Source organism: Maridesulfovibrio pacificus (SeqCode) (assembly GCF_048612815.1).
GTDB classification, from domain to species: Bacteria; Desulfobacterota; Desulfovibrionia; order Desulfovibrionales; family Desulfovibrionaceae; genus Maridesulfovibrio; species Maridesulfovibrio pacificus.
Window position 1 is genome coordinate 1,968,284 of sequence record NZ_JBLZNE010000001.1, and the last position, 26,351, is coordinate 1,994,634.

Sequence of the window (26,351 nt, forward strand, 5' to 3'; positions counted from 1 at the left end):
ATTAACTTTCCTCGCTCCATTCATCGGCCAGTTCCTCAGCCTGCGACAGTACCTTCTCTACGGCCTCTTTCTGTGCGTCTGGCGGATACTTGTACCTTTTTAGGATACGACGTACCAGATTTCTCATTTTAGCGCGTACAGACTCTTTATGCTGCCAATCCACGGTAACGCTGTTTCTTAACTTCTGCGTCAACTCACGGGCGATGGCTTTAAGCACCTCATCACCCAAGTCACGAACAGCGGATTCGTTTAACTCAAGCGCATCATAAAATGCTATTTCTGACGAATTCAGCCCCAGCTTTTCTCCACGCTTAAGGGCTTCGTTCAGCTCTTTAGCCAGCTGTATCATTTCTTCAATGACCTGTGCTGTCTCAATGGCCCTGTTACGATATTTTGTCAGTGACGCTTTAAGCCGCTCTGAGAACTTCTTACGCTGAGTTTCGTTTCTGCGGGACTTTGAATGGACCTCGTCATTAATCAACTTTTGTAGCAGTTCAACGGCAAGATTGCGGTGCTCCATATGCCGCACATCTTCCAGAAACTCATCTGATAAAATCGAAATATCGGGCTTATCAAGTCCAGCCAAAGCAAAGATATCGTCCACACCTTCAGGAACCACGGCCTTTGCCAACAGCTGATTCAGAACAGCTTCCTTTTCCTGCTGCGACAACTTCTTCTTCGGCTTAGTGGCCTTGGAGATAAACATCTTCACGGCCTGAAAGAACGTGATCTCATCCCGAAACGCCACAGCTTCGTCTAGAGTGCCACATAGGGCCTGTGCGCGTGTCATGGCGACCACGACATCAAAAAACTCTTTCTTGCGGTTCTCGTTGGCTACCACATAATCAGCGGCAGACGGCAACAGTTCTACAGCTTTAGTGGCGTACTCTGAATAGTCAAACTCATGGAAAATATCACGGGCGACCTGCAACTTCTCTTTCAGAATGAACAGAGCCTCGTTCACATCAATTGTCGGCCTGCCTCCACGCCCACCACTGTTCGTGTAAGTATGAAGCGCATTCTTAAGCTCACTTGCAATGCCTATATAGTCTACAACCAATCCACCCGGCTTACCCTTGAACACACGGTTAACACGAGCGATGGCCTGCATCAGGTTGTGCGCCTTCATGGGCTTATCGATGTACATGGTATGGGCGCACGGAGCATCAAACCCAGTCAGCCACATATCACGGATAATTACTATTTTTAACGGGTCGGCAGGATCTTTAAACCGCTTCTCAAGTGCCTTTTTCTGCTGCTTGCTATAACTATGGTTCTGCATAGATTCAGGGTCAGCAGCATTTGAGGTCATGATAATTCTTATGCCTCCGTCCGCAGGATCGTAAGTGCCGTCACCCATCTTTGATCCGATCCATTCAGGGCGAAGAGCTGTAAGCGCATCAAACATCTTCACGCAGATTTCACGGCTCATGCAGACAATCATGGCCTTGCCGTCGATGACCTGCAACCGTGCTTCAAAATGCTGTACTAGATCTTCCGCTATCTGCTTAAGTCTCGGTTCAGACCCGACAAGCTTAGCAAGCGCGGCCCAACGACCCTTGGTACGTTCAGCCTGTGCGCTTTCCTCATCTTCGGTCAGCTCATCAACCGTATCATCGATGACAGGCAGTTCTTCTTTGTTCAAATCCAGCTTTGCCAGCCGACTTTCATAGTACAGCGGAACAGTAGCCCCATCCTGCTGAGCCTGTTCGATATCATAGATACTGACGTACTCACCAAATACTGCCTGCGTATCTTTGTCTTCCAGCGAAACCGGGGTACCGGTGAATCCGGTAAAAGTCGCATTCGGGAGCGCATCCCGAATATGCTGTGCATACCCAACTGTGAAAGCTCCCTTCTTCTCGTCCAGCTTGGACTGAAAGCCGTACTGCGAGCGGTGGCACTCATCAGCGATAACAATGATATTGCGCCGCTCCGACAGAGCGGGAAATACGGTTTCGCCGTCACTGAGTGAAAATTTCTGGATCGTGGTAAAAATTATCCCGCCGGACTGCCGCTCATTAAGCACCTTTCGCAGCGATGTGCGGTCTTCCACCTGTACAGGAGTATCGCTCAACAGGTCTCCGGCCTTACAAAAAGTCTCGTAAAGCTGACCATCAAGATCGTTCCTGTCGGTCACCACCACTAAAGTTGGGTTAGTCAGCTCAGGATGACGGATCAGCTTTCCGGCAAGGCAACACATGGAAATCGACTTTCCCGATCCCTGAGTGTGCCAGATGACGCCCCCGCGCCCTCGCTGTTCATCCGATGCCCCAGCAGATGACGCCTGAACTATTGCCTCCACCGCATGACGCACCCCGTGGAACTGGTGGTATCCGGCAATCTTCTTAATCGTGCTGGTATCATCCGACTCGAACAGCACAAAATCGCGCACATATTCAAGAAACAACTTCCGGTCAAAAAATCCTTCGACAACGTTTTTCAGCTCATATTCAAATGAAGGGCGGTCATCCTCTGATTTGCGGTAACGCCACGGTAAAAACCATTCACGGCTTGCTGTCAGCGAGCCTACACGGGCTTTAATGCCGTCAGAAGCAATCAGAGCCTCGTTGAACATGGCGAGATCCGGTAGCTCATGTCTATAGGTCTGTAACTGATTGAAAGCCTCATCCACGCCCACGGAATCATCAACCGGAGATTTCAGTTCAATCACCGCCAACGGCAGGCCATTCACATACACGATCAAATCAGGTCGCCGTTTATCCTTGGTGCCCTGCAAAGTCAGTTGATCCACAACCCAGAAGGTATTGTTCTGCCATTCCTGAAAATCAATCAGAAAAGCCTTATCAGCTATGGTCTCGCCATCTCTTTTATACGACACATCCAGACCGTTGCGTAGCAAACGGTGAAATAACTGGTTGGCTTTAACTGAGACAGGATGGGAAAGGGTTGTAAGCTGGTGGATAACATCATCAACAGCCGAGGAAGGAAGCTGCGGGTTGATACGGGAGACGGCAGAACGCAAAGGGGAAAGAAGCAGCACATCATCAAAACTGGACCGCTCACCGCTGCCGTCCGGTTCCGGGTTCAGGTCCGGGCCGTGGTGAGACTCGTATCCTTCGTCTTCGAACCAGCTTATGGCTAGTTTTTCCAGTGCGGCTTCATTGATCATTATTGTTCTTCCTTGTTCTCGTCTTCTCGGATCATAGTTTCAACAATCTGTTCAACAATGGGAGTTCGAAATTCTTCAGGTATATTGTAGTTTCGCAACATAGTGCGGGTAATATTCTTAAATCGGGCATGGGCTGATTCTTTAACCTGCCAATCAGTGACTTTGTATTCTTCGAGGGTATTAACAAGTTTGTTGGCGAGGTCTAACAAATCGTTATCAGAAATTGAGAACACAAAAAGCCTCGAAACGATTAAATCTGTAACGCTTTTTGCGATAGGATAGCTTCCATCTTCATCCTTACTAGTATGTGATGAGTTGACTAACGGAGAATTGAGTTTCTTAACCTCTGTCACATGGAAACACTCCGTGATCGGCTCTACTTTAATTGTTTTCCCCTTACTTCCGAACCCGCTCTCGTCAATAATCAAATTGCAATATTCTGATGCCCCGATCAAATCAGGAAATAGACTGGCGTGATGAACGTTCATTCGGCGCAACAACCGGATACAGCCCTGCGGGGAATCATTTTTGATATAGACCTTACATACAAAACGACCCAAGGCTTGAACACCTTCTTCCACACTAAGTTCACCGTATCGTTTGCCATCAATTAAAAAACTATCCTGCGTTACAACATCGACAATCTTATTCTCAAAAGTGGCATCCTGCGGCGAAACGGTAAAAAGCCCCGCCTGACTTACCAATCGTCCCTGATCGTCCTTTTCCGGCTCCAGAATTTTGATCTTTAGATCATTAAAATTATTATTTAGACGGTCTTTGTTTAAAATATACACAGCACGGTACGGGTTATCATCCTCTGCAACAGGATCTGGCTGAAAAAAAGAAAAAAATAAAGCCACATACGGTGAGTAGGTCCAGTCCAGTAGAGGAGTTTTCAAGCCGTAATGCTGACCGATAGCCCACAGTTCGTCTTCCTCGGCAACAATATTGCTATCGCTCAACCGTCCGCGTGCAGCTTTTTTAAAATTTGCAAGCTGTTTATCCGCCAATTTCTTAGTAATGATCCCGTCACTGGTATTGCGAGAAAGTGAAGGCATAAGCCGCCAATCCGAACGGCGTTGACCACGGAAAATAAATTCGGATTCTGGGTCATGAAACATCGAATCTGAAATAAACGGAGTAAAATGTTCCCAGCTCTCAAGACGAAGAGACGGAATCTTTTCGCCCAATTCGCCTTTGGATGTTCCAAATACTATTTCACTGCTTTTCGGTGTCCAGACAGGCAGATCATCATAATTTTTAATATCTTCTGAATCATTCATCAGAGCTCAGCCTCCAGCTTCTTCTCGACTTCTACCACCGACAACTCGCCTGAAATCAATTTGGGTAGGAGGGTGTCTCGGAGCGAGATTAACACGCTTACTTGGCTATAATTAATCTGCATTTTTTCTACCGCAGATGAGATCATATCTCGATATTTTTCTTGTATATCCATACGTGGAACTAAAAGAACAACCTCTTCAACTTCGGCTCGCTTAAGTTCTGTCTGTCCAGTGCTGCCATGCCCCATAGATTGAAACATACTTTCATTCTTTATGGCCCATGCACCGAAGTATTCCTTTAGAACACTAGATTCATTGGGTCTCAGGGTAGTGACATGAGTATCAGTAATTGTCGTTTCATCAAGACTAACCACCTGAGCCACGCGTCCAAGTGTGCCTACCCCTGTTGAATTAACAACAACATCACCCGGCATAAGCTCACGACCATTGATTTTTTTAACCGTGTGGTTATGCCGCCTTGAAACCGTAAAATCTATCCAGTGGTTACGTATGCATCTTTGATTAATTACTCTTGTACCGCCTTCTTCTAAATATTTAGGCTGTAGGCCTCTTTTTACAAAAGAACATGCCTGCTTAAGTTTCAAAACCCGCCACCCATTCGGAATCTCTCCCAACTCCGAAGGCTCAAACGAGTCAGGAAACAAAGCAGCAGTCTCGGCATCCATCCCCACAGGCTGTTCTCCCTTAGCCTTGGCTTTAACCGGATCGAAATCAACAAACCAACTTTTGAAAATCGCCTGAACCATGGCTTCAAGGGTTTCATTCATTCGGCGATTGAGGTTTATTTTGTCATCTATGGTGCCGAGGATGTGGGCTATGGCTTGCTGGGTTTTTAAGGGTGGAAAAGTTAGTGGAAGAAGCCCCAGAACTTTCTGGTTAAGAGACAGCATCGTACTTCCGCCAGAGTTTTGAATAAGCCAGCGTTGTACTTTAGGAAGTCTTACCTGGTAACTAACAAATTTAGAATCCATCTCGCCAGACAGACGAAGCCGAATACCATCAGAACCCAGAAACCAACCGTCTTGATTTTTGTTAACAATAGCGTTTCTTTCAACACCGCCTTTACGCCCAAAAACAATATCACCATGTTTTAGAACATACTTTGGCAATCTAGCGAGAGTTTTTCCATCTATTCGAGGCGTATCAGGAGTCAACTCTAATGCCCCATCACGAATCTCTCTAACAGAAATTAACGGAACTCCTCTTTCACTATATTCCGCGGCTTTCAACACAGTCCCAAATGGTCCGGTCTGTAAATCAGCTTTCCCCTGAGTTATCAAAGTTGCTAGGGTTGTATTAACCCAATGTTCAGTGTTGGATATTTCTTGTTTACTCATCACTAAAACCCAAAACCTTCAAATTCGCACTAATAATCTTATCTAACCGCTTACCTTCTCTCATCTGTTCATAAAGACTGGAACTCAACTCGCTCATCTTCTCCTCAAAGGGAGGACCGTTATCTTCGACTTCTTCAACCCCAACGTAACGACCGGGAGTGAGCACATAATCATGTTTGCGGATATCATCTAAATCAACAGCAGCACAAAAACCGGGAACATCTTCATATGGCACTGAAGACTTATCGCCCATCTGCCAACGCAGAAGAGTTTGGGATATACGCTGAATATCCTTTTCAGAGTCAAAATCTCGCAACACACGGTCAACCATGTACCCGCAATTACGGGCATCGATAAAAAGAACCTCGCCTGTGCGTTTACGTAAATCTTCAATGTTTTGACCGTTGGACTTATCCTTGTTTAGAAACCAGATACAGGCAGGAATCTGAGTGTTGGTAAAAAGCTGCCCCGGAAGAGCAACAATGCATTCAACAAGATCATCTTCAATAATCTTGCGTCTGATCTCACCTTCACCACTTGTTGCAGACGACATGGAACCATTCGCCAGCAACAATCCCATCTTACCCTTGGGGCCGAGGTGATGGATCATGTGCTGCATCCACGCGAAGTTCGCATTGTTGTCCGGTGGTAGGCCATATTTCCACCGAACATCTTTAGCAAGCTTATCAGCACCCCATCCTTTTAAGTTGAAAGGCGGGTTCGCCATGATGTAATCGAAACGCTTTTCTGCATGCTGGTTATTCGCAAAAGTATCGGCAGGTTCTTTACCGAAGTCATACTCAATTCCCCGGATAGCCATATTCATAGCTGCCAGCTTCCATGTGGTGGGATTAGACTCCTGCCCGTATATGGATAGATCGGCGGGTCTATGAGTATGGGCCTCTACAAACTCTTCACTGGAAACAAAGAAACCACCAGATCCACAAGCTGGGTCATAGATGCGTCCTTTATAAGGACGTAGCATTTCGGTTATGAGGGTTACGATAGACTTGGGTGTATAGTACTGCCCTCCTTTCTTACCCTCTGCTGCTGCAAACTGCCCTAGGAAATATTCATACACATGACCGAGGATGTCCTTGGCCTTAAGGGAATCATGCTCGAAAGGGATAGTATTGATCAGGTCCATTACTTCGGACAGCTTGCCATCAGGAACTTCAAGCTGAGAATAGTTCTTGTTCAGAACATTTTTCAGGTTCTTGTTGTCCTTCTCAATAGCAGCCATGGCATCATCAATTAGAATGCCAACACTTTTAAACTCTTCCTTTTCTGGCTCTTCATCCTTTTTCTTCTTTTTCTTATCCCAAGGCAGCTTTTCACCCGGATTAAGCTTTGCGCAGTCGAGAAGAGTTTGCCAGCGTCCACGTTCAGGGACCCAGAACACATTGGCTTCGGTGTAGTAGTCTACCTCTTCCAATTCCTCTTTGATGACTTCAGCATTATCGGCATCGTCATCAAGATAGTAGTCATTATCCGGGTTCTGAAACAATACGCGAAGTTCTTCCTGACGCTGAGCAAAGCTGTCGCCGACATATTTCAAAAACACTAAACCCAGCACAACGTGCTTATAAACAGCAGCATCAAGGGAAGGAAGCAGCTTGCAGGCCGCATCCCAGAGTCGTTTATCGAGATCTTTAAAAAACTTATGTTGTTCGGCAGTGGTCATTATTTACCTATTTTCTTCGATTTCATAATTTATGATGATCAGGCACATATTCGATTCCAAGGTTCTACGACAAAACCACTGAAAATATCAAATTAAGCGCGGGATTACGGTTATCAGATGATGGCTGCAAATACCATCGGAAAATTTCTCTAAAAATGGAAATTTATCTACTCAAAAAAGCGACATGCGAAGCGTCGCCTCCGTCTCGGTTTTAAATGTTCGCGCAACCTGAATATTCAGGTTGCGCGAACATAGGGATTTCATATTGATTTGGTGCTTTTTGTGTGAGAAAATTGGCTTTGCAATTTTGGCGCAAAAAACGCCGAAATCAATATGAAATCCCCACACTCCTCTCACCCCGAAGGAAAGGGGAGAGGAAGCTCTGTAACGCAGTGAAAGAGCATAGGTGAGGGGTTAATTTAGGAGTTAGTCATGAACTTTGATTCTGCTGTTGAACTTAGCAAAAAGATACTGTCAAAGAGACGTTCTCCACGAACTTTGACAGACTATCGGAGAGCAATAAAACTTCTAGAAAATCACACTCCCCAAGAATATCGTTCACTCTCGGCTTTTAAGAAAGGCACCCCTATTTCCAAAAGTCGATATAGACTTCTAAAGGCAGCCTACCAATTCGGATGTGCTGAGAGACTCCTTTCATACTTAAAACAAGCAGAGGAACTTTCAACTGCAGGCGACTTTGCTTATGGGAACGCGCTTAAAGCTAAAGCCTACATTGAAAGCGCACGACTTTTAAAACAAGCCCCGGATTATGAACGCCAGAGATTCAGGCAAAAACTTGGGGCAGCCCACCCTGCTGTAGCAACAGAAATTTCTTCTAAGAAGCACAGCAAGCGTAGATTTGTAGGAAAACTTAATAAAGAATTTCCAGATAGAGAATGGCAATTTAAAATATTAGAAGAACTACCTGACCATCATACCTTCTCGTATACTCTTTTAGCTCTGACAGGCCTTCGCCCATCAGAACTTCAAAATGGCGTTTCACTCAAAAACATTGATGGATTCCTACACGTGAAAATTGAAGGAGCCAAAATTACGAACTTTGCTGGCCAACCATGGCGAGAAATGGTTTTCAATCCGAAACAAGATGAATTCGCGTATATGGTTTATGAGTCTGTACAAGCCGCAGGAGGGTCAGACATATGGCTACAGCCTTATTCTCAACAAGCACTACGGAAAAGCCATAGCAAAGCAGTGGAGAAAGCTCTTGGTAGCAAATGGAAGAATAAAGTAAGCCTCTATACTCATAGACATGCGCTGTCAGCAGATCTCAAGGCTGCGGGATATAATCCAGAAAAGATAGCCCTGGCCATGGGGCATTCATCAGATCGCTCACAGGCATATTATGGTATGGCCAAACAGGCGACCGGTCATACTGGCCGTGGATTAGTTGAGGTAAAGGCAGCTAGGAAAGTAAAATTAAATGAGCCTGTTGGGCAACGAATGACCAGAACGTCACTCTCTTTTGATTCCGGAAACGGTCGATAAATTAAGATTTATTGTGGACTAAGTGATTTATTACACTCCATTTCTGCCAGGAGTCTCCAAGGCAAACCTTTACCCTAAGTACAAACAGCTCAGACACGCTCAAACACTACCAAATATTTTCTCACTCATTATAAGTAGCAAGAAAACAAATTTACCATAAAAGCACAATTCATAATTTCCATAACGACCATTCAGTCACATCCAAAACTATCTAGCCAACACTTTTATACCGCATTACTATCACATTACGTATTGCAATAATCAAACTATTGATATAATTACCTACTCCTAAGAATAGGAGAGGTGATGGATTATACGACACTTGCCCCAAATGATAGGCTAGTATCAGGCCGAGTTGTACAAAAGGATATTGGCGTTTTTCATATAAAGTTGAACCCCAACAGTATAAGAGCTGATTCCGCAAGAATAAGTAGTGACAACTGTCCAGACAATTTTTGTATAGATGAACTAAAAATTGGGCAAGAAGTCACAGTATTTTTACTATCCCCCAAATTAAATTCAGGAGGGCTGTGGTACGCAAGCCTACTCCTAGCAGTTGAAGACAATCCATGGTTTACAAACATAGTCAAACGAGGAGAAATTGTTGGTGGAACTGTTGTAAACTATCATGGATATAAAACTGCAATAATAAGACTTGACCATCCATATACCGGACTAGAAGCACGCTTAGATATTAAAGATATACCAAATTTTGGCACCGATATTTCCGATTTTTTATTAATTGGAGACATAGTTAAAGGGAAAATATGCGAAATAGACATTGGTAATATCCTAATAAAAATAAGTGTGAATGAGCTGTTGGAGGAATTAGAAGATAAGGAGCTAGAATATAGAGAAAAGATGTTAAATGAGTCCGATAGGACAGAGCATCTCCCTCAGCCTGCACAAAACAAAGATGATGCCATCACCTCAGATGACACAAAAACATTAAAAGACTGTTCTGTATTAATTATCGATGACGACCACGATTTTACAAGAGAATTGATGCTATGGCTCAAAAGTCTAGGCGCTACTTCTATGATATGCAGAACACCTGAAGACGTAAAACTAAGACTGAACAAACATTCTTTTTCTCACATATTACTCGACTATCAGTTAGACCAAAGTCCTTATTTCAAACAAATCAGATCATTTCTTAAAAACATTCCTATACCTGTCAGCATAATGACAGCAGTAGCATACACAGACATAAAAAGCGAAAAACTAAATTCTTGGGGGTACTTACAAAAACCACTTTCATGCGACAATCTAATGAATTGGCTAGTATCTGGCGAGCAACCCGAATACTCGGACTCACAAGTATTTGACCCAATATGGAAAAATAGTACACGGACCGATGAAGTTCTTTGCAAAGTAAACCGTTTTTTGGGTGAACTGTGTGAAGATATTGGAAGCTGCGCTGCCTTATGGTGTGTTGAAGAATGGAAAAGGAAATTCTCTATTCGAGCATGGTTCAACTTACTTAGAGAGGACATGCTAATGTTACAACCATCATGCCAACACACAGCTATTCGAACTGCAACTTCTTCAGGGACGCCTATAGCTTTGCCTCTATACAAATCTGGGGCACTGGAGAAATGTGCGCCCAAAGAAGCAAAGCACGTTCTTGCCTGGCCATTGGAAGTCGACGGAAAAACCGATAGATGCATCGTTTGTTATAGCAAAAAAGAATTTTCGAAAACACAAATTTCAAAAATTCAACACAACCAATCCAGAATGTTAGACCTAGTTGATTGGTTGCAATTGACAAGATATTTAGATGAAACTGAAACATTTGCTGCAATGGGACGGGTCGCTGCAAGTAGTTTGCATGAAATTAGAGGTGTTGCATCGCCAATTGTACAAAGTTCCGTCAGACTGAGAGCAAAGGCAAAACGCATTAGTTCATTATCAAAAACAGAGATAATGGAATTACAAGAAGATCTCAGAATGCTTGCTGTCAGCGCGAAAACTCTTGAACGAACAGCAAAAGCCAATTTGGCCCACATTCAACTTGAAAGACGAGAAAAATTTAGAGCGAGAACCAACATTAAGCGAGTAATTAAATTAATAAAATCATCTGCTCTAGAAAAAGAAATAAGAATTATCACTGAACTTCCTAATACAAATCTAACCACAAGCATAGCTCCAACACCAATTGAGCAGCCCCTATTAAACATCCTGACAAATGCTATTGACCACCTTGATAAAGATTGTTGGGGAACAATAACGGTTACAGTTGAATTTCATTTCGAAGATGATCCCCAAAGGCCTTTACATATCTATATTGAAGATAATGGACCAGGAATCAAGAGTGACACTAGAGAAAATTTATTTACTGCACGTAGTAGCACTCGCGGCATTGATGGAGTTGGACTGGGGCTCTACCTATCCCGCAACCTACTGAGATCTATTGGCGGAGACCTTCTGCTTGTTAAATCAATTAGGTGGATTGGTACAACCTTTTGTATGAAAGTTCCTGTGAAAATTAATTCCTAAGGAAGAAGCCATGAGCAATCAAAAAATAGACATAATTATTATTGATGACGACATTCAATTCCGTCAACAGATGGCAAAATACTTCCAAGATCATTACGGATTAACAGTTAGACATCCACAAATATGGAAATATGATAGAATAAGCGAGTATCTAATCAACAATCCCAGCTGCGTATTACTACTAGATGAATTCCTGGGAGAAAAAAATGGAATTCCAATTTCTGCATTAAGTTTATTGAAAAATATTAAAAGAACCAATTCATTTGATAAGATAAAAAACAAAATATGGATAATTACTGGAAATTCATCACCTGCAATTAACAAGCTACAAAGAATCACGAGTAATGTGCAAAACAAATGGTTAGCAAAGCCAACAACATTCGAACAAATTCTTCTATTTATTAAAAGTGATGGAGAGGAAATAGAAGGCATTGTCCCTCCTGACCTGGACGACAACAATACATGCTATAGAATTATTAATGACGAGAATGAAGTAATTTATACAAACAACTGGAATGGACCATTTAATAAACCAGATCCAACACATCTTTCTGCAGGACGCAACCCTAACAAAATAAAAAGCGTAACTATTGAAAGAGAATTTTGGGGAACATGCCCTCTGTCAGGTGAGGTTGGAGCTTTTACAATAAATCAAATTCCTGCCAAAAAAAAAGGGTTTTACATTCAATCTGTTGTTGACTCAAAAAGCAAGCCGAATGATCAACGAAAATTTTTTATTATAAATTTTTTAAGGTCATTAGCTGAATATGGTTTCCCACGAGGACGCTACTACGACCTAAGAGATGTGTCTGGCTCACAAGGAACAATAACACTACGCTACTGCAACCACAAAGAAACAACCGTACCAGCCCCATGGCAAGCTCTAAACGGTTCTTTACTAGAAGTGGTTAAAAATTTTGAAGGAAAAGACGCTAACGATAACAAATTGATCTACAGTATACTGCCGCAAAACCAGCTACACGATGTAGATTACTTTGATAAAATCATTGACAGCAAGGGAGTACAAGACTGGCTACTAATCCCTTTTCTAAAAAAAGATTCTACGACTATGACCTTTAAAGTTAAGGGACTCTTTGTTTTTGATCGAAAAAGCATAGCACGCCCCACAAAGGTAGAAACAAATACTGAAAAAGACACAAATATTGACGACACACAGGTACAAAAAATTGCCCCCCTCTTCAGACCTGTGTTCAAAGACTTACGTGATCTTGAAGAAAAAAATCACCGCAAAGATTTAATGAAAAGATGGGAACGCATTAGAGACGCTTTAGACGCCCTTGCCCCAATTCAGGAAGCAAAGTATTTTTTCCAGACATATGTCAAGCTTGCTTGCGAAATGTCTAAAGCTGAAAAAGGAATTTTGATTGTCAAATGGGGACAGATGCCTATTGTGACTATTGTGGCAATTAATGAACAAGTTGAATGTTTATCTTTTTTTGAAAAGTGCAGACTTCCTGAGAAATCTAATTGCAATTTCCCTTTCCATTGGAGTGACACAGTTGACGGAAATCCCGAAAAACCATTCTCTGGCATAACTATCGAAGACTTAACTAAAGTAACTAAATATGGTCTCGGAGGCGATACCAATAGAGACCATCTAGAACGTGGAGTTGAATGTTTAAACAAAATTGGATCTTCAATTACAATCCCACATAAAATAAACGAACAAACAATAGCCTGCTTGATACTTCTACACGATGAAGTATACGCTTTCAGCGAAAAACTTTCTTCCATCTCACGAGATTTTGCAGCAGTTGTTACCCCACAACTTCAATTTTTAATTTCTAGATATAACAAAAAAATGTGGCAGCACAGTTTAGTGCATGAAATTGGTGGCTGTTTATGGGGAGCAAAAACGCCTATTGACGTGCGAGCCAAGCACAATCCCGAAGAATACTCAGCACCCTTAATGTTTTTACAGCATGGCCATGATTTATGCCAAAACTTTCTTGACTTGCATAAAAATATAAGGATCGACACTTCCAAAAAATTTCTGCTACATGAAGCAATCGATGATTGTTTTAAGCTATATCTACCGCTTTCAAAAGGGCACAAGCAAAACATACATTACTGTTCAAGATACAAAGAACTTGGCTCTATTTCACTTCATGGCAAAGAATATTTTTACCGAATCCTAAGGGTCTTGATCCATAACGCTATAAAATTTGGAGGAACAGAAGCAACGATTGATGTTCAAATAATACTGAATCAAAAAACAGCAGAGGTTATTATCAACAACCCTGGGCAAATGTCAGAGGAAGAAAATCAACTTAAATTTCAATCACATATTATCCCTAGAAACAAGTCTGGAAATGTCGGAGCACACGTAGGTCTTTCATTTGCCAAGCATCTTGTTGAAATGTGTGGTGGAATAGTTAGCGTTGAAAACACAAAAAACAAAAGAGTACAAGCGAGGGTAACATGGCCACTTCAATTAGAAGTCACATCAAAGACAAATTAAAGGGCAAACATATACTTTTAGCTGACGATGAAGTTTTAACTACCGCTGAATATGAAAATGCCTTAATTGAAGCAGGTTGCAAATTAACAAGAGTAAAGTCTATCGAAGAGGCTTATCAAAGCATCAACAAAAACAAAAACAACATTGATTTTATAATTCTTGACTTAGACCTACATACTGTTCCTACTGAATTAAAGAATTATATCCTTGAAATGGGGGATAATTGCACGACGAACAAAGCACAAGTACTAGGGCTATATCTGTGTGAGTCAAAAATAGACATTAGTTACTGCTACTATTCTGTTGTGGCAAATTCATATTGGAGAAACAAATTTGAAAAGGATGTAAATGTCTATGACAAATTTGACCTTGCACCGATCGACCTTGTCGAAAAAATATATGAAACCTATGTAGATCAGGACAAGAAATGATACTTTTTAACAGTGAAGCTCTTACAATTGGGGTAGCATTCTTCCTAGTTTTTATTGGACTCCAAGTTCACAAGTCTACAGGAGAGGGAAAAATCCCTCTTCATACATCCTCTGAAAATAAATTTATTATAATTTTGTTCAAAATATACAATTTTATATATAAAACATCTCAGCAAAATCCATGTAAAAGTCTATTTACAGCCATACTATATGCACTAGCTATCTCACTATCTTTTGATCCAGTAAAAGATATGTTTAGCAACACAGGACAAGGAGGAGCATTTCAAAATGCTATTGGCATTTTTGCTCTTGTATTAACATTCTTATCAGGTGTTGCAATTGTATCAGCGCGAGATGCATTAAAAGACATATACAAGTCCAAAACATTGGATAAAAAGATAGCTAAAGTAGAAAGAATGCTATTAGTTGTTCGCAAAAACAGAAGACTTGCTAAATATTTAACCATGTACACACGTGAACTTTTAGCCCCTAAGGAACAAAGAAATAGGAAAAAATTACTAACATTAGAAATGATAATTGGTTTCTATGAAGAAATGACTGAACACTGTCCTTTAGACCACAAGATACAAACACTTTGCAATTGTCCACAAAGCCGAACAATGCTCGACAGAAGCGATTGGGAAATAATTAAAGCTTTACCTAATTTTTATCGACAATATCCAAATTACAGTAACATGGCTATACAGCTATATAGTCACCGCCCTAATTAATTTTGAACAACAATAGTAACGGGAAAAACATAGATGATCATTACATGAAGTAATATGCTTATTTTAAAATTCACCTTAAGTGCAAGAATTCCAAATTGATATGAAATTTATCTTTGAAATAGAACAGGCTATCCCTTTTTATTGAAACACTAAAGAACAATCAAAACAGAGCAACGTGTTCAACGAGAACCACAAGTCTAGTTGCGGTCGAATACCACTAGCAACTATGCTTATGGGAAAGAACTCTGAAACGACAAGGTTCTGATTTTAAACTAACCTAACAATTTTGAGTCCATTAAAAAATGGTGGATGTAAGATCAAGTATGATCTACTACAGCACCCTTCGCATATTTTTTATCTCACAACTACAAGTGTAACACACTAGATAGTCACGCATACTTGCTTTCGTGAACAAACTATAGAACAATTATCTACTTACTAATTTAATCTAAGTCCGAAGTTAACACTCTATAAACATCCGAATACATATAGCTCCGCCCACGCTGTTTACCTGTAGTCTCAACAACCATGCCTAAGTCCTCCAACTCACGTAGTACCTTATTCACAGTTGGCATTCTTAGTTTCGTATCTGATGCAACTCTCTGGGCATTAGCGACACCTTGAGAGAAAAGAACCTCAAAAGTTAGCAGGATACCGGAAGTCTTTTTTCCAGAAGAGAACAGCTCTTCCTTGTCTCTTTTATAAATATTATCAAGTTCTTGAATAGCACTTATTACATCAACTGATGCTTTAGATATTCCTTCTAGGAAAAACTCTAGCCATCCCTCCCAATGTCCTGAAAGTCTGGCATCTAATAATTTTTCAGTATAGATTTCTTTGTGTTTCAGTAAAAAATGACTAAGAGACAGAAGTGAAGCGCCCTTCATTCCTGACTCAACAAGAACAAGCGTAACTATCATACGACCAAAACGTCCATTTCCATCTTCAAAAAGACAAGTTGAATCGAAATACGCGTAGGCTAACCCAGCAACAATTAATGGCGGAACTTGCGAGGACTTGAATTGAATAAAATTAACAATATCTTTCAAGTTGTTCTCTATTTTAGATTTCCCCACTCCCTTACTGATAAAAAGCTCTGAATGCATGCTGCGAATCAAATCTACTGACAATTCCTCCCCAGACTCTAGCTTGGACAATCCTAAATTCAATACCCTGATATAATTTGCAGCCATGATTAAGTCAGCGTCATACTTTGACTCATCGCACATCTCATAACCAAGCAAATCATCCAAAGTAATATTGCAGTTATCTAACTTAAAAGAAAAAAGTGTCTCCTTCTTCATTAATAAAGGATAAATACTCTTGAAGTTATGTGAAAGAAAGAGACTTTCAAGCTGACCTAAATAGAATGTTGCTTCAAACAATTTATTGATCAAATTGTTTTCGTATTGAATATCAAGAATCAATGCTTTAACACCCTCCTCTCCTAGACATGAAATTGTATTAATCTCAGTTGACTTTATTTTCATTATATATCCTTAATTAAATTTTGCTCATTTTTTTTAATAAGAAAAATCTTTATTAAAAAAATTTAATTAAGGTCACTACTAGCATGTAGCAGAGTTCATTTATAGCCCTAACTAAAAGTATTAATGGGATGACATCACTGTCATCCCATCATTTAACTTGTTCCTTACGGAACAACAAATGTCAGCCTCTTCAGAATCCCTCTCTATTCCACGAATTGTTTTAACAAAACAGAAAGAATACTCAAATATTTCAACGCATTGTTTCCATATACTTATGTATATATTCGATTGGTATCTGAACGTCTCTGATCATTAGGTGAGTTCCCTGAAATTGCTTAATAACTGAGCTAAACTTTTCAGCTCCATCTCTAAGGATCAACTCAGACAGCCACTTATCCCAATCAGCATAGGTATATCCGGAACTAAGTTTGCTTTCCTCAGCTTCCTTCTTAAGGACCTCAAAGTCGCCGTCCCCCCTTCTAAACCTCTCCCTTACTACAAATGCCCACTTTGCAGGTTTATCTTTAACCTGCGCAACGGACCAAATCATGTCTTCTATTTCTTGAGACAATTCACCTGAACAGATTGCAGCACAACAACCATCACTTTTAGTTCTGGTTGTTTGAGGCCTGCTTCGGTCTTTTGGTATAGTAGGAACAATGGACTGGTCTGTTAGGCCCTTTGTTCCGCTTTGGGCGGCCCTACTACCCTCTTTAACTGGCCCCAACGGCAGGTTCAAAAATATTGAATGAAATAATAACAAATATGAACAACTTCGTTGCCTTTCTGGTTTCCTTTTCAAAACAAAACCTTTCTGTTCAAGACCAGTAAGAGCTTTCCTAACAGTACGCTCATCAATCCCAGCACGTGTTGCAATTTTATGTTGAGCAGGAAAACACTTGCCGTCATATCCAGCAAAAAGAGCCAGCTCACGCCAAACAGACCTTTCAGAATGGGTCAACAATTTCTGCTGGCGAATGAAGTCAATTATCGTTGCCCCAAAGTCTCTTAATGGCACAAAAACAAAACATGTCTGCACTTGCTTTTTGGGTAGGGATGAAGGAAGGTGGATTAAATTACCATCAACATGTAGTTGATGCTTCTTGGGAGTTAGATCTTGCTTGGCGGCTTTTCTAACTCCCATATTTTTTTTTACGATCACAATTAACACCCTCCTCTTACGCTCTGTAGCCCATAATTGTCATAAGAGTCGGTAGTTTCAACTTTGGCAGACTCGACGAACATCCGTAAGTCACTAACTTCATACATAACTCTCCTCCCAATCTTTGAATACCGAGGCCCTTTACCATGACACCTCCAAACCTCCAGTGTTCCTGGTCTGAGCCCTAAAAACAAAGCTGCTTCAACCGTATTAATTAGTTTTGACATTTATAATCCTCCTTAAAATTTAATTAAGCTGGATCATAAAATTTATTTAAATTCAGTCTACAATATTCTGAATTATTGAAGTCTCAGAAAACACTCCCTAGCTTATCAGGACAAAAAAAAACTAGCCTTCAAAAGAGGCTAGTTTAAAAAACAAAACTACAATTGGCCTACACAAGAACAATTCTCCAAGCTTTATCGGGGTCAATTAACTTTCTTCGCGATCGTTTATATACCACCCCTCTTTCCACAGCTTCCGAATAATACTGATTAACAACTGAAACAAATCCTACTAATCCATTCTTGAGACATGATTTACGATCTTTAGGAACCAGCGTATCTAATGCCATATAATCTTTTCCACGGTTAGTAACTTCAAAATTCAATAAAGCTGCCCACCAATGAGCAACAATTTTTCGAGGGCGCCAAATGTTATTAACAATATTCTTTACATCCCCACCGTATTCTCCAATCATTTCTATATCGTTTGCTCTTGATATTATATCTGAAGCTGCTTCAGAAATGCCCATATTCTCATACATGACACGTTGGAAAATCATACCTGCAATTCTGCCTTTTTGAATTGCAGAATCAAGAAAATTATCTGGAATGATATTTTTACTTTCAGGAAAGACAAACAAAGTAAAATTTTCCCATGTCCCGTACATGTCTTCAGCAAGAGTCATAAGCACACCGTCTATGTACCGTTCTTTATACTCACATTGTTCAATTAAAAACGGCACTGCCTTCAATAAACACCTAGCCCTATAGTGCCCTAAACGCGTCAAATCTTCGGGACTAGGGAAAAGCATAATGGAACTTAAGTCTACTGACATTATAAAATTAAGCCCGGGATCATCCTGAACCAACTGATCATGGACTAATGGAAAATCAGGCATTTACGTCTCCCTTTTCTTCAAGTAAAATTTTATCCACACAACAATTCAGCAGCCCTATTACTAGCCTGCTTCTTAGTATCTGGCAAAAACTGTCCATATCTCTTCGTCATTGAAGTGTCTTTATGGGTCAACAATTCTCCGATCATATCAAGCGAAAACTCACCTGAATTCGCCAAAGTCACGGCGAAATGGTGTCTCAAACCATGAAAAATTCGGAATTCTTTTGGAAGAATGGCCTTTTGCTTGATCCTATTGGCTGCTGAACAATTTACTCTCATCGCACCTTTCTTGCCGGGAAATACAAACTCAGACTCAGGAAAAGTCTCATTTTTCCACTGAATTTGATCAAGCAACAAATCAGCAACAACGCCATTCATTGGAATCGACACACTCTTTCCTCCCTTGGGAGCGCGTAAGAAAATTAGCGACTGCTGAAAATCACAATCTCTATCTTCGAGTTTAAAGATTTCGCCTCTCCGCATACCAGTGAACATCGCAATTTTAAGCATCCTGCACACATCACGAGAGGGCCACTCTTCAAGCACTTTAAGAAAACGCTTCAACTGATCCGAGGTAAGATATTCAACAACTTCATTATCTCGTCGGGGCATCTGGATAGTAAATCCCAACGGTTCGCACAGACCGTTCTTTGAACCAAAATTGATTATACGGCGGGTGATCTCAAGACCTCCCCATATAGAAGCAGCAGACATGCCATCCATTTTCTTTTTGATGCGTTCCATATCAAGCTGGCATAAATTCCTAACTGGCCTTGAACCTATCACTGGGGAAACATGGTTATCATAGCGACCTTTGTCTATTTTGGCCCCCTTTGAAGACTCGCCGCGCACCTTAAAATATTCATCAGCGACATCATCCAACCTGATATTGGCCTTGAGATCTGCCTCGCGCAATTCTTTGTGCGTTTTGACAGCTTCGCCATGTCTAGCCTTCTTAAGCCGATCAGAGCGGATATCCGAGGCTATCTGTGGGGTGTATTTCTCAGACTTCCAACCTACTTTCTCCCACTTAAGTTTGCCATCGATACGATAAGCAACGTGATAGCAAACGTCCGGCTTTCCCTGATGACGCTTTTGCTGGCTTTCATAAGAATAAACACCAGGCCACCTATTCTTGTTCACTAATTTTTTTCGGCTCGATTTAGCTTTGCTCATATTGACCTTTTCAAATAATTGGAGGCTAATTTTTGCTAACCTATTGCTAACAACTAGCGCAAATTTGACCAATTTATTTCAAAGTCAATAAAACTCATTTTTTTATTTCTGTCAATTTTAATCAATAATTTCAAAGTCTTTAAAACTAAACAAAAGAAAATAAAATTCAGTTAAAGGTAATCAATCCTGCGTTCGGGACGCAGAGACCGGAGGCTCAAATCCTCTCATCCCGACCAGATAATTCAAGCCCCTTACGATTTTTCGTAAGGGGCTTTTATTTTTTGGTAACCTATTGCGAACAAGCAACTCAAAAGGGTCTACACCGAAAAAAGGGACGTAAGGCCGATTGACTAAATTTCCAGCCGTTGATTCTAGACTCGAACCCCCGCATGAGAAGAACGATATACCGCCTATAAACTTATTTTACCCCAAATCGAAACACCAGAAAAATGTTCGATTTCTTTCGCTTAACCAAAAGAAGCACAGGCTTGTTTTGCTTAGCCCCTGAGTCAAGGATTTTACAAAAGGAAACGGCACTATCGATATCCTTCTGACCTGCCTGCAAAATAACATCACCAGAGAGCAGGCCGGAAGCTTTAGCCGGAGAGGAGTCCTTTACGCCCACTACTTTCAGGCCAGATTCCCCGCTGTCTTTTTTACTCCAGTCAAGAGTGATGCCAAAATCAGCAGCAGCCTTTTCAGCTGCTGCAATTCTGTCATTTTTAGAGGCAGTCTTTATGCCTACAGTTAAATCCAGTTCCCATTTCCTTCCATCCCGCCAGACAATCAGGGGAACCCTGCTCCCGGGCTGATGATCTGCCACGATTCCGGCAAGATCCGTCGCGGTATCAACCGGATTGCCAGCAAAATCAAGGATAACGTCCCCGACTTTAACTCCCCCCCTATCCGCAGGCCCTCCGGACACAACATCCGCCACCAAGGCACCGTTGCTTACCCTGCCACCAAATGCTGAAGTAAAATTTTTATCCACACTCTGGATAGACAGCCCCAGCCAGCCCTTCTCCGTCCGACTCACGGGAACCGGAAGAGCAGCCTCTTCATCAATAACAAAACTCTGATCGATATATTGATCAGGGTCGACTTCATAAGCTGAGGCAAGGCCAACCGTGCCGAGTAAAAAGACTACGATCAGCCAACTAATTCTCATATCATTCAGAATTGCAGGCTGCTTCATTCAGCCTCCACCTCAACTTCCCCCTGCCCCATCACCCACTGGCGGTAAAGGGCAAGAGCCATACAGGTCAGCGGCAGGGCCATTACCAGCCCGAGGAAACCGAGAAGCTGCCCCCAGATGGAGAGCGACAATAGGATCATCCAGGGGGACAACCCCATGCTTTCACCCTGTAAGCGCGGGACAAGAACTGCGTCCTGCAGCACCTGCACGACAGCGAAGACTACGCCTACCCCGCCTAAGGCCAGCCAGAAATTACCGCCTGTTGCCAGTGCATTAATCGCCGCCAGCAGGAAAGCCGGAATCAATCCGGCAATCTGAAGGTATGGGACCATGTTCAGCAGCCCGATAAGCATGCCCAGAAGAATCGCCAGCGGTAATTTAATGATCAAAAATCCCAGCGAGAACAAACAGCCGATAATCATGGCAATAAGAGCCTGTGTGCGGAAATAACGGTTTGTCACATTGGTAAAATCATCCACAAATGATGCTACCCGCTCGCGGTATTTGGGGGGAATCTGCTCCCGCCATTTGCTGAGCTTATCGTAATCGGTAAGCAGGAACACAAGATAAAGAAAAATAACAAACAATCCGGCCAGCATACCAAGGGTGTGGGCCGAACCGCTTACAATATTCCATATTCCGGGCAGGGCTTTCTGAGCCGAGACTTTGAGCATATCAGTCAGGCCGGACTCAGTAAGAAATGACCGCACATCTTCCTGCTTAGCCAGATCGACTATGGTATGCCAGAGATCTTCAGGGATATACTCCGCTGCTCTTTGCGCCACAGCAGAATCATTGACCATTCCAGCCAGCATCACACCGGTTTCCTTCATTTCAATTCCGACTGTCCGGACCATCATCCAAAAGATCTTTACCAGAGGGACCATTAAGGCCAGCAAGGTAAGCAAAACCGCGGCTGTACGGTTCTTGATGTATCGACCGACAAAATTAACCAGTGGATTCAGCAGGTAAGCAAGGGTCAAAGCCACAGCAAAAGGCACCAGCACCGCGCTCAAGGTATTCAGCAGGGTGATTGTAACCCAAATGAATCCCGCAACAAGCAGTAGGCGCACTACACGGTCAAAAGTATATGGGGTGTTGTCGTTGATCATAAATATCTCCTAATTACTATCCCGCCCGTAGCGCAGGTCATGCATTCGTTTTCCAGCTCTACGAATTTCACCGCCGAGGGCACGAATGTTCCAGATGAATGCCGAAATATTGTTACGCCGCTCAAGGGGCACATCTTCAAAATCGCCCCGGACTCGGGCATCGCCAACTGCGGCCATAAAGTTATCGATAGCCTTATCAAAATCAGGTTCATCAGGGCAATCTTCTGGAGTAAGGGAATAGCATTCAAGCCATTCATAATACTCAGTTGTTGCTCCCAGCACCTCGGCCATTCCATCAGCAATGGACGGCAACGGCCCTCCGTACCCTCGGCGGATAATAGTCGACATGGTCATGAGCAAACTGTGCATGCGTGTGAAAGTACGGATCAAGCGGGTCAATTCACTTCGCTGCCAAGCCTGCAATCCCGGTTCTGCCGCTGCCTCGCGAAATGACTCCGCACAGGTATCGAGCATGCTGGAAGCTTCAATTCGGGTCTCAACAATTCTAGCTTCAGTTATTCCGCCATGCAGATATGATTTGGAAAGAATCTTAAAATGCGTGGACTGCAATTCAATCAGATTAGCCATTTTCTCCCGCAAATTTTTACGGGCCATATTGGGCCAGACCCCGAAGGAAGCTGCAATACCGATTGCTATACCCAGCACAGTATCCAGAATACGCTCAATCCCGAACTGCCAGCCGTCAGTGAAGAGCACTCCCAGCAATAGGATTACCCCCACAGTCAAGGAGCAGGAAAAAACGGTGTAACTGAAAACCCTTACAAGAATCATCAGGAAAAATGAAAGTATAATCAGTCCCGCAAGAACCGGGGTTCCAGGCTCAAGAAACAAGATACCGACCCCGATGCCAGCGCCGATGACCGTACCCCAAAGCCGCTTCCAGCCGATACGCAATGTCCCGCCAACCGAAGGGCGCATGATCACAATCACACTGATAGGCAGCCAGACTGCATGACGAAGTTCCAGAAAACGGGCAGCAACAATGGCAAAAGTAATTGCAGCCGCAGCCTTGAGAGCATGGCGAAAAGGAACCGAATCCCAACGGAATTCCTTTTTCAAGATAGCAAGAGAATCAGCGAACACTGCAGGCCCCTCCCTTGCAACAGAGCTTGCTCATTTCAGCAAACTCTACGCTCAGATTGCGCAAACCGTAGATTGCTCCCCAAGCCTCGAGAAATTCATTGCGCAAGCCGTCATCACGCTTGTAGGCCCCCAGTCGAAGCAATTCACTTTCAAGTTCTGAAATCCCCTCGTCAATGCCGCGCAGATCAACCTCTCCCTTACCAGTAGACAGATTTGCCGCCAGCACGTCAAATGCCACGGAACTGCGCCCTGCAATATCGCTGAACTTAAAACGCATATCCTTGAAAACAGGACTATGCTCGGCAAACTGACGACTGTTGGCCAACCCGACAACAGCCTCAATCATGCGCACCAGCAATGCATACAAAGCCGACGGGCCTTCATAACTGCCCAACTCCTTAACCGGGTCCACGTTGATTGCTTCCATGAATCTGCGATAACGGCGTACGGATTCCACAGACCGCTCATGAATTTCTGCAATCTCTTTTAAATCATCTTTACTACCTGTAGATGAGGCCACGGCGCGGAAGTAGTCACCGATATCAGTCAAAGCCACAGCCCCGGCCCGAGTAAGAACCTTTTCAGGTTTCATGGGCCAGAGATAAAAAATGAACAAATAAGAAGCAGTGGCGCCAAAAAGAACCGCACCTGAACGTTCCATACCCACCAGAAACGTATCCGGCGATGTTAAAGCCAGAAGATTAACGATAAGTGTACCGATGGCAGCAGTTGCGGCAGAGACACCGAGAACGGGCGTAAAAAATACCGCAAAGGCCAGCACAAAAAGATACACTTCCAATAGTAATGAATAATTACCGACTAGCGTTGAAACAGGAACTAGACACATTACAGCTAGAGTCAGCCAGCGGGCCACCGCCTTACGTTTAGCAAGAGTACTACCTGCACGAAAGACGACCACTACCATAGAGCCGTAAACCGACCATTGCAGAAATTTGGTGCTCATGCCCACCAGATAAGCCAGCAGCAGCGCCACAAGGCAGGCACAGATGGACTTGGCAGCGTACTTGGTCATGAACAGGCCCGGATCAACCGGCCTGATAAATATTCTGTAAAATTCTGATATCAATTTCATATTCATAACCATTTAAAACAGCGAAGATTAAACTTCAACTCCTGTATAAAAATACAGATTATAAACTATCTTGCCTGCGGCAGTTAAATTTGATGGAACAAACCTAAATCTGATGATATATTCAATAAACACAGCTTCTGTATGCAGCAAATCATTTAGCGCACATTTTCCGAATATGGAGTTAGTAATGTTTAAGAACATAAAAATCAGTACTAAGACAATCGCTATTGCATTAGCAGGACCAGCAATAACAGCCCTTATAATGGGTTACCTACAGGTTTCATCCATTAAAGATGAAGCGCAAGATGCTATTCTGAAAAAAAGCAGAGCCATCGTTCAACTTGCTGAGGCATCACGGGAACAAATGAACAAAAAACTGAACGATGGCATTTTAATGCCGTTCGAAGACATCCCGCCAGAAAAAGTGATTCAAGCTGTCCCTGTAATTTCTGCCATCAATGTTGTTAAAGCAAATGCCAAGGCATCCGGCTACACTTTTCGGGTTCCTAAAGAATCCCCCCGTAACATTGAGAATGCACCGACTCCATTGGAAAGTCGAATTTTAAAGCAAATGAAAACTAGCGGCAAAGACGAAGCCACTGTCATCGAGGACGGACAGATTAGATATTTCAAGGCCATCCGATTAACTGAAGAATGTTTATATTGTCACGGGGACCCTGCCGGCAGCAAAGATGTTACAGGCGGTACCAAGGAAGGATGGAAGGTTAACGAAATTCACGGTGCATTCGAAATTATCAGTTCACTCGGACCTGCCCAAAAGAGGACGGTCTCAGCTATAATTGATGTATCATTATGGACACTTGCTATATTCGGTTTCATTGCGATTGCTGCAATCCGTCTTATCAGCAGCACTGTTGCAAAACCCTTAAACGAAATTACGGAACAAACAAGAAACATGAGTACCGGAGATTTCAGCCAAAGGCTGGTTTCAGTCCGCAATGATGAAATCGGAACAGTAAAAAACACCTTAAATACAATGGTTGACAGCATCGCTGATGTCATTCGTACTGTCACCAGAGCTACAAATTCTGTAAATACCGGCAGCAGAGAACTCTCTGATGCTGCGGACAGTCTTGCAAACGGTGCTGCCAGTCAGGCATCCAGCATTGAAGAGATTGCATCAACAATGGAAGAAATGACATCCAGCATCAATCAAAATGCCAACAATTCAAACAAGACCGCTGATATTGCGCGAAATGCAGCGGAAGATGCGGAACAAAGCGGCATTGCATTATCACAAGCCCTTTCAGCTCTCACGGAAATATCAGATAAAATACTGGTAATTGATGACATCGCACGCCAGACAAACCTTCTGGCATTAAATGCCGCAATTGAAGCTGCCCGCGCTGGCGAACACGGAAAAGGGTTTGCTGTAGTAGCATCAGAAGTACGTAAACTTGCTGAACGCAGTGGTGAAGCTGCAGTTGAAATCATCACCATATCCAACACCAGCTCAAATGTGGCAAATCTCGCTGAGGAAAAACTGGCCGCACTGGTACCGGAAATTAAGAAAACAGCTGAATATGTACAGGAAATAGCAGCAGCCAGCCAAGAACAAAGTGAAGGAGCAACTCAGGTCAATACAGCCCTTCAGCAACTAGATAATGTTATCCAGCAAAACGCATCAGCAGCGGAACAGATAGCAGCAACGACTAAAGAGTTGTTCGGGCAGTCGGAACAACTGGCGGACACAACGTCTTTTTTTAAGATCAAGGATGATGAGTGACAATATTGAAGGTCGGAGGCGAGACCTCTCCGACCTTCAATAT

Annotated in this window: 19 protein-coding genes; 6 read left to right on the forward strand and 13 right to left on the reverse strand. The window is 42.5% G+C overall.

The genetic code is table 11. From position 1 onward, the window contains the following. Position 1: 1 nt before the first annotated feature. The 4 genes from ACNI23_RS09215 to ACNI23_RS09230 are packed head-to-tail and all read right to left on the reverse strand — an operon-like array spanning position 2 to position 7,458. Positions 2-3,133 carry a type I restriction endonuclease subunit R gene (locus tag ACNI23_RS09215; RefSeq protein WP_420248139.1) on the reverse strand — a complete coding sequence of 1,044 codons (3,132 nt, stop codon included), beginning with the start codon at positions 3,131-3,133 and terminating at the stop codon, positions 2-4. After that, positions 3,133-4,416, reverse strand: coding sequence for an FRG domain-containing protein (locus ACNI23_RS09220; RefSeq protein ID WP_420248140.1), 1,284 nt, complete (start codon positions 4,414-4,416; stop codon positions 3,133-3,135). Before ACNI23_RS09220 ends, ACNI23_RS09215 begins: the two co-directional genes overlap by 1 nt. Then, complete coding sequence (locus tag ACNI23_RS09225) at positions 4,416-5,774, reverse strand: restriction endonuclease subunit S (RefSeq protein ID WP_420248141.1); 1,359 nt, start codon at positions 5,772-5,774, stop codon at positions 4,416-4,418. Before ACNI23_RS09225 ends, ACNI23_RS09220 begins: the two co-directional genes overlap by 1 nt. Beyond that, positions 5,767-7,458, reverse strand: a complete 1,692-nt coding sequence (locus ACNI23_RS09230) for a class I SAM-dependent DNA methyltransferase (protein WP_420248143.1) — start codon at positions 7,456-7,458, stop codon at positions 5,767-5,769. The genes ACNI23_RS09225 and ACNI23_RS09230 overlap by 8 nt, the downstream gene beginning before the upstream one ends. Positions 7,459-7,890: 432 nt before the next feature. Between ACNI23_RS09230 and ACNI23_RS09235 the strand changes: the two genes are divergently transcribed. The 5 genes from ACNI23_RS09235 to ACNI23_RS09255 all read left to right on the forward strand — a co-directional run bounded on the left by ACNI23_RS09235 (position 7,891) and on the right by ACNI23_RS09255 (position 15,107). After that, positions 7,891-8,964, forward strand: a complete 1,074-nt coding sequence (locus ACNI23_RS09235; protein ID WP_420248145.1) for a site-specific integrase — start codon at positions 7,891-7,893, stop codon at positions 8,962-8,964. A 306-nt stretch (positions 8,965-9,270) separates the two neighbouring features. After that, on the forward strand, positions 9,271-11,463 hold the full coding sequence (locus ACNI23_RS09240) for an ATP-binding protein (RefSeq protein WP_420248147.1): 2,193 nt from the start codon (positions 9,271-9,273) through the stop codon (positions 11,461-11,463). A gap of 10 nt (positions 11,464-11,473) precedes the next feature. Continuing rightward, the gene (locus ACNI23_RS09245) at positions 11,474-13,945 is read left to right on the forward strand and encodes a sensor histidine kinase (protein WP_420248149.1); all 2,472 of its coding nucleotides are present in this window, start codon (positions 11,474-11,476) and stop codon (positions 13,943-13,945) included. After that, positions 13,906-14,376, forward strand: coding sequence for a response regulator transcription factor (locus ACNI23_RS09250; protein ID WP_420248151.1), 471 nt, complete (start codon positions 13,906-13,908; stop codon positions 14,374-14,376). Before ACNI23_RS09245 ends, ACNI23_RS09250 begins: the two co-directional genes overlap by 40 nt. Beyond that, positions 14,373-15,107, forward strand: coding sequence for a hypothetical protein (locus tag ACNI23_RS09255; RefSeq protein ID WP_420248153.1), 735 nt, complete (start codon positions 14,373-14,375; stop codon positions 15,105-15,107). Before ACNI23_RS09250 ends, ACNI23_RS09255 begins: the two co-directional genes overlap by 4 nt. A 443-nt stretch (positions 15,108-15,550) precedes the next feature. Here ACNI23_RS09255 and ACNI23_RS09260 read toward each other — a convergent pair whose 3' ends face one another. From ACNI23_RS09260 to ACNI23_RS09300, 9 genes are all read right to left on the reverse strand, one after another. After that, complete coding sequence (locus tag ACNI23_RS09260; RefSeq protein ID WP_420248155.1) at positions 15,551-16,597, reverse strand: Fic family protein; 1,047 nt, start codon at positions 16,595-16,597, stop codon at positions 15,551-15,553. A 250-nt stretch (positions 16,598-16,847) separates the two neighbouring features. Further along, the gene (locus ACNI23_RS09265; RefSeq protein ID WP_420248156.1) at positions 16,848-17,759 is read right to left on the reverse strand and encodes a helix-turn-helix domain-containing protein; all 912 of its coding nucleotides are present in this window, start codon (positions 17,757-17,759) and stop codon (positions 16,848-16,850) included. 2 nt (positions 17,760-17,761) lie between these two features. After that, entirely contained in the window at positions 17,762-17,986 is a 225-nt protein-coding gene (locus ACNI23_RS09270) for a helix-turn-helix transcriptional regulator (RefSeq protein WP_015852613.1), read from the reverse strand. 167 nt (positions 17,987-18,153) lie between these two features. Next, positions 18,154-18,882: a hypothetical protein gene (locus ACNI23_RS09275; protein WP_420248157.1), complete on the reverse strand. Its 729-nt coding sequence runs from the start codon at positions 18,880-18,882 to the stop codon at positions 18,154-18,156. 29 nt (positions 18,883-18,911) lie between these two features. Continuing rightward, positions 18,912-20,057, reverse strand: coding sequence for a tyrosine-type recombinase/integrase (locus ACNI23_RS09280; RefSeq protein WP_420248159.1), 1,146 nt, complete (start codon positions 20,055-20,057; stop codon positions 18,912-18,914). Positions 20,058-20,475: 418 nt separating this feature from the next. Further along, positions 20,476-21,252, reverse strand: coding sequence for a PDZ domain-containing protein (locus tag ACNI23_RS09285; protein ID WP_420248161.1), 777 nt, complete (start codon positions 21,250-21,252; stop codon positions 20,476-20,478). Beyond that, positions 21,249-22,364, reverse strand: a complete 1,116-nt coding sequence (locus tag ACNI23_RS09290) for an AI-2E family transporter (protein WP_420248162.1) — start codon at positions 22,362-22,364, stop codon at positions 21,249-21,251. The genes ACNI23_RS09285 and ACNI23_RS09290 overlap by 4 nt, the downstream gene beginning before the upstream one ends. A 9-nt stretch (positions 22,365-22,373) precedes the next feature. Further along, on the reverse strand, positions 22,374-23,468 hold the full coding sequence (locus tag ACNI23_RS09295) for an FUSC family protein (RefSeq protein ID WP_420248164.1): 1,095 nt from the start codon (positions 23,466-23,468) through the stop codon (positions 22,374-22,376). Beyond that, positions 23,458-24,561, reverse strand: a complete 1,104-nt coding sequence (locus ACNI23_RS09300; protein WP_420248166.1) for an FUSC family protein — start codon at positions 24,559-24,561, stop codon at positions 23,458-23,460. Before ACNI23_RS09300 ends, ACNI23_RS09295 begins: the two co-directional genes overlap by 11 nt. Positions 24,562-24,748: 187 nt before the next feature. On the opposite strand from ACNI23_RS09300, the gene ACNI23_RS09305 reads away from it, so the two are divergent. After that, positions 24,749-26,308 carry a methyl-accepting chemotaxis protein gene (locus ACNI23_RS09305; protein WP_420248167.1) on the forward strand — a complete coding sequence of 520 codons (1,560 nt, stop codon included), beginning with the start codon at positions 24,749-24,751 and terminating at the stop codon, positions 26,306-26,308. The last annotated feature ends 43 nt before the right edge of the window (positions 26,309-26,351 follow it).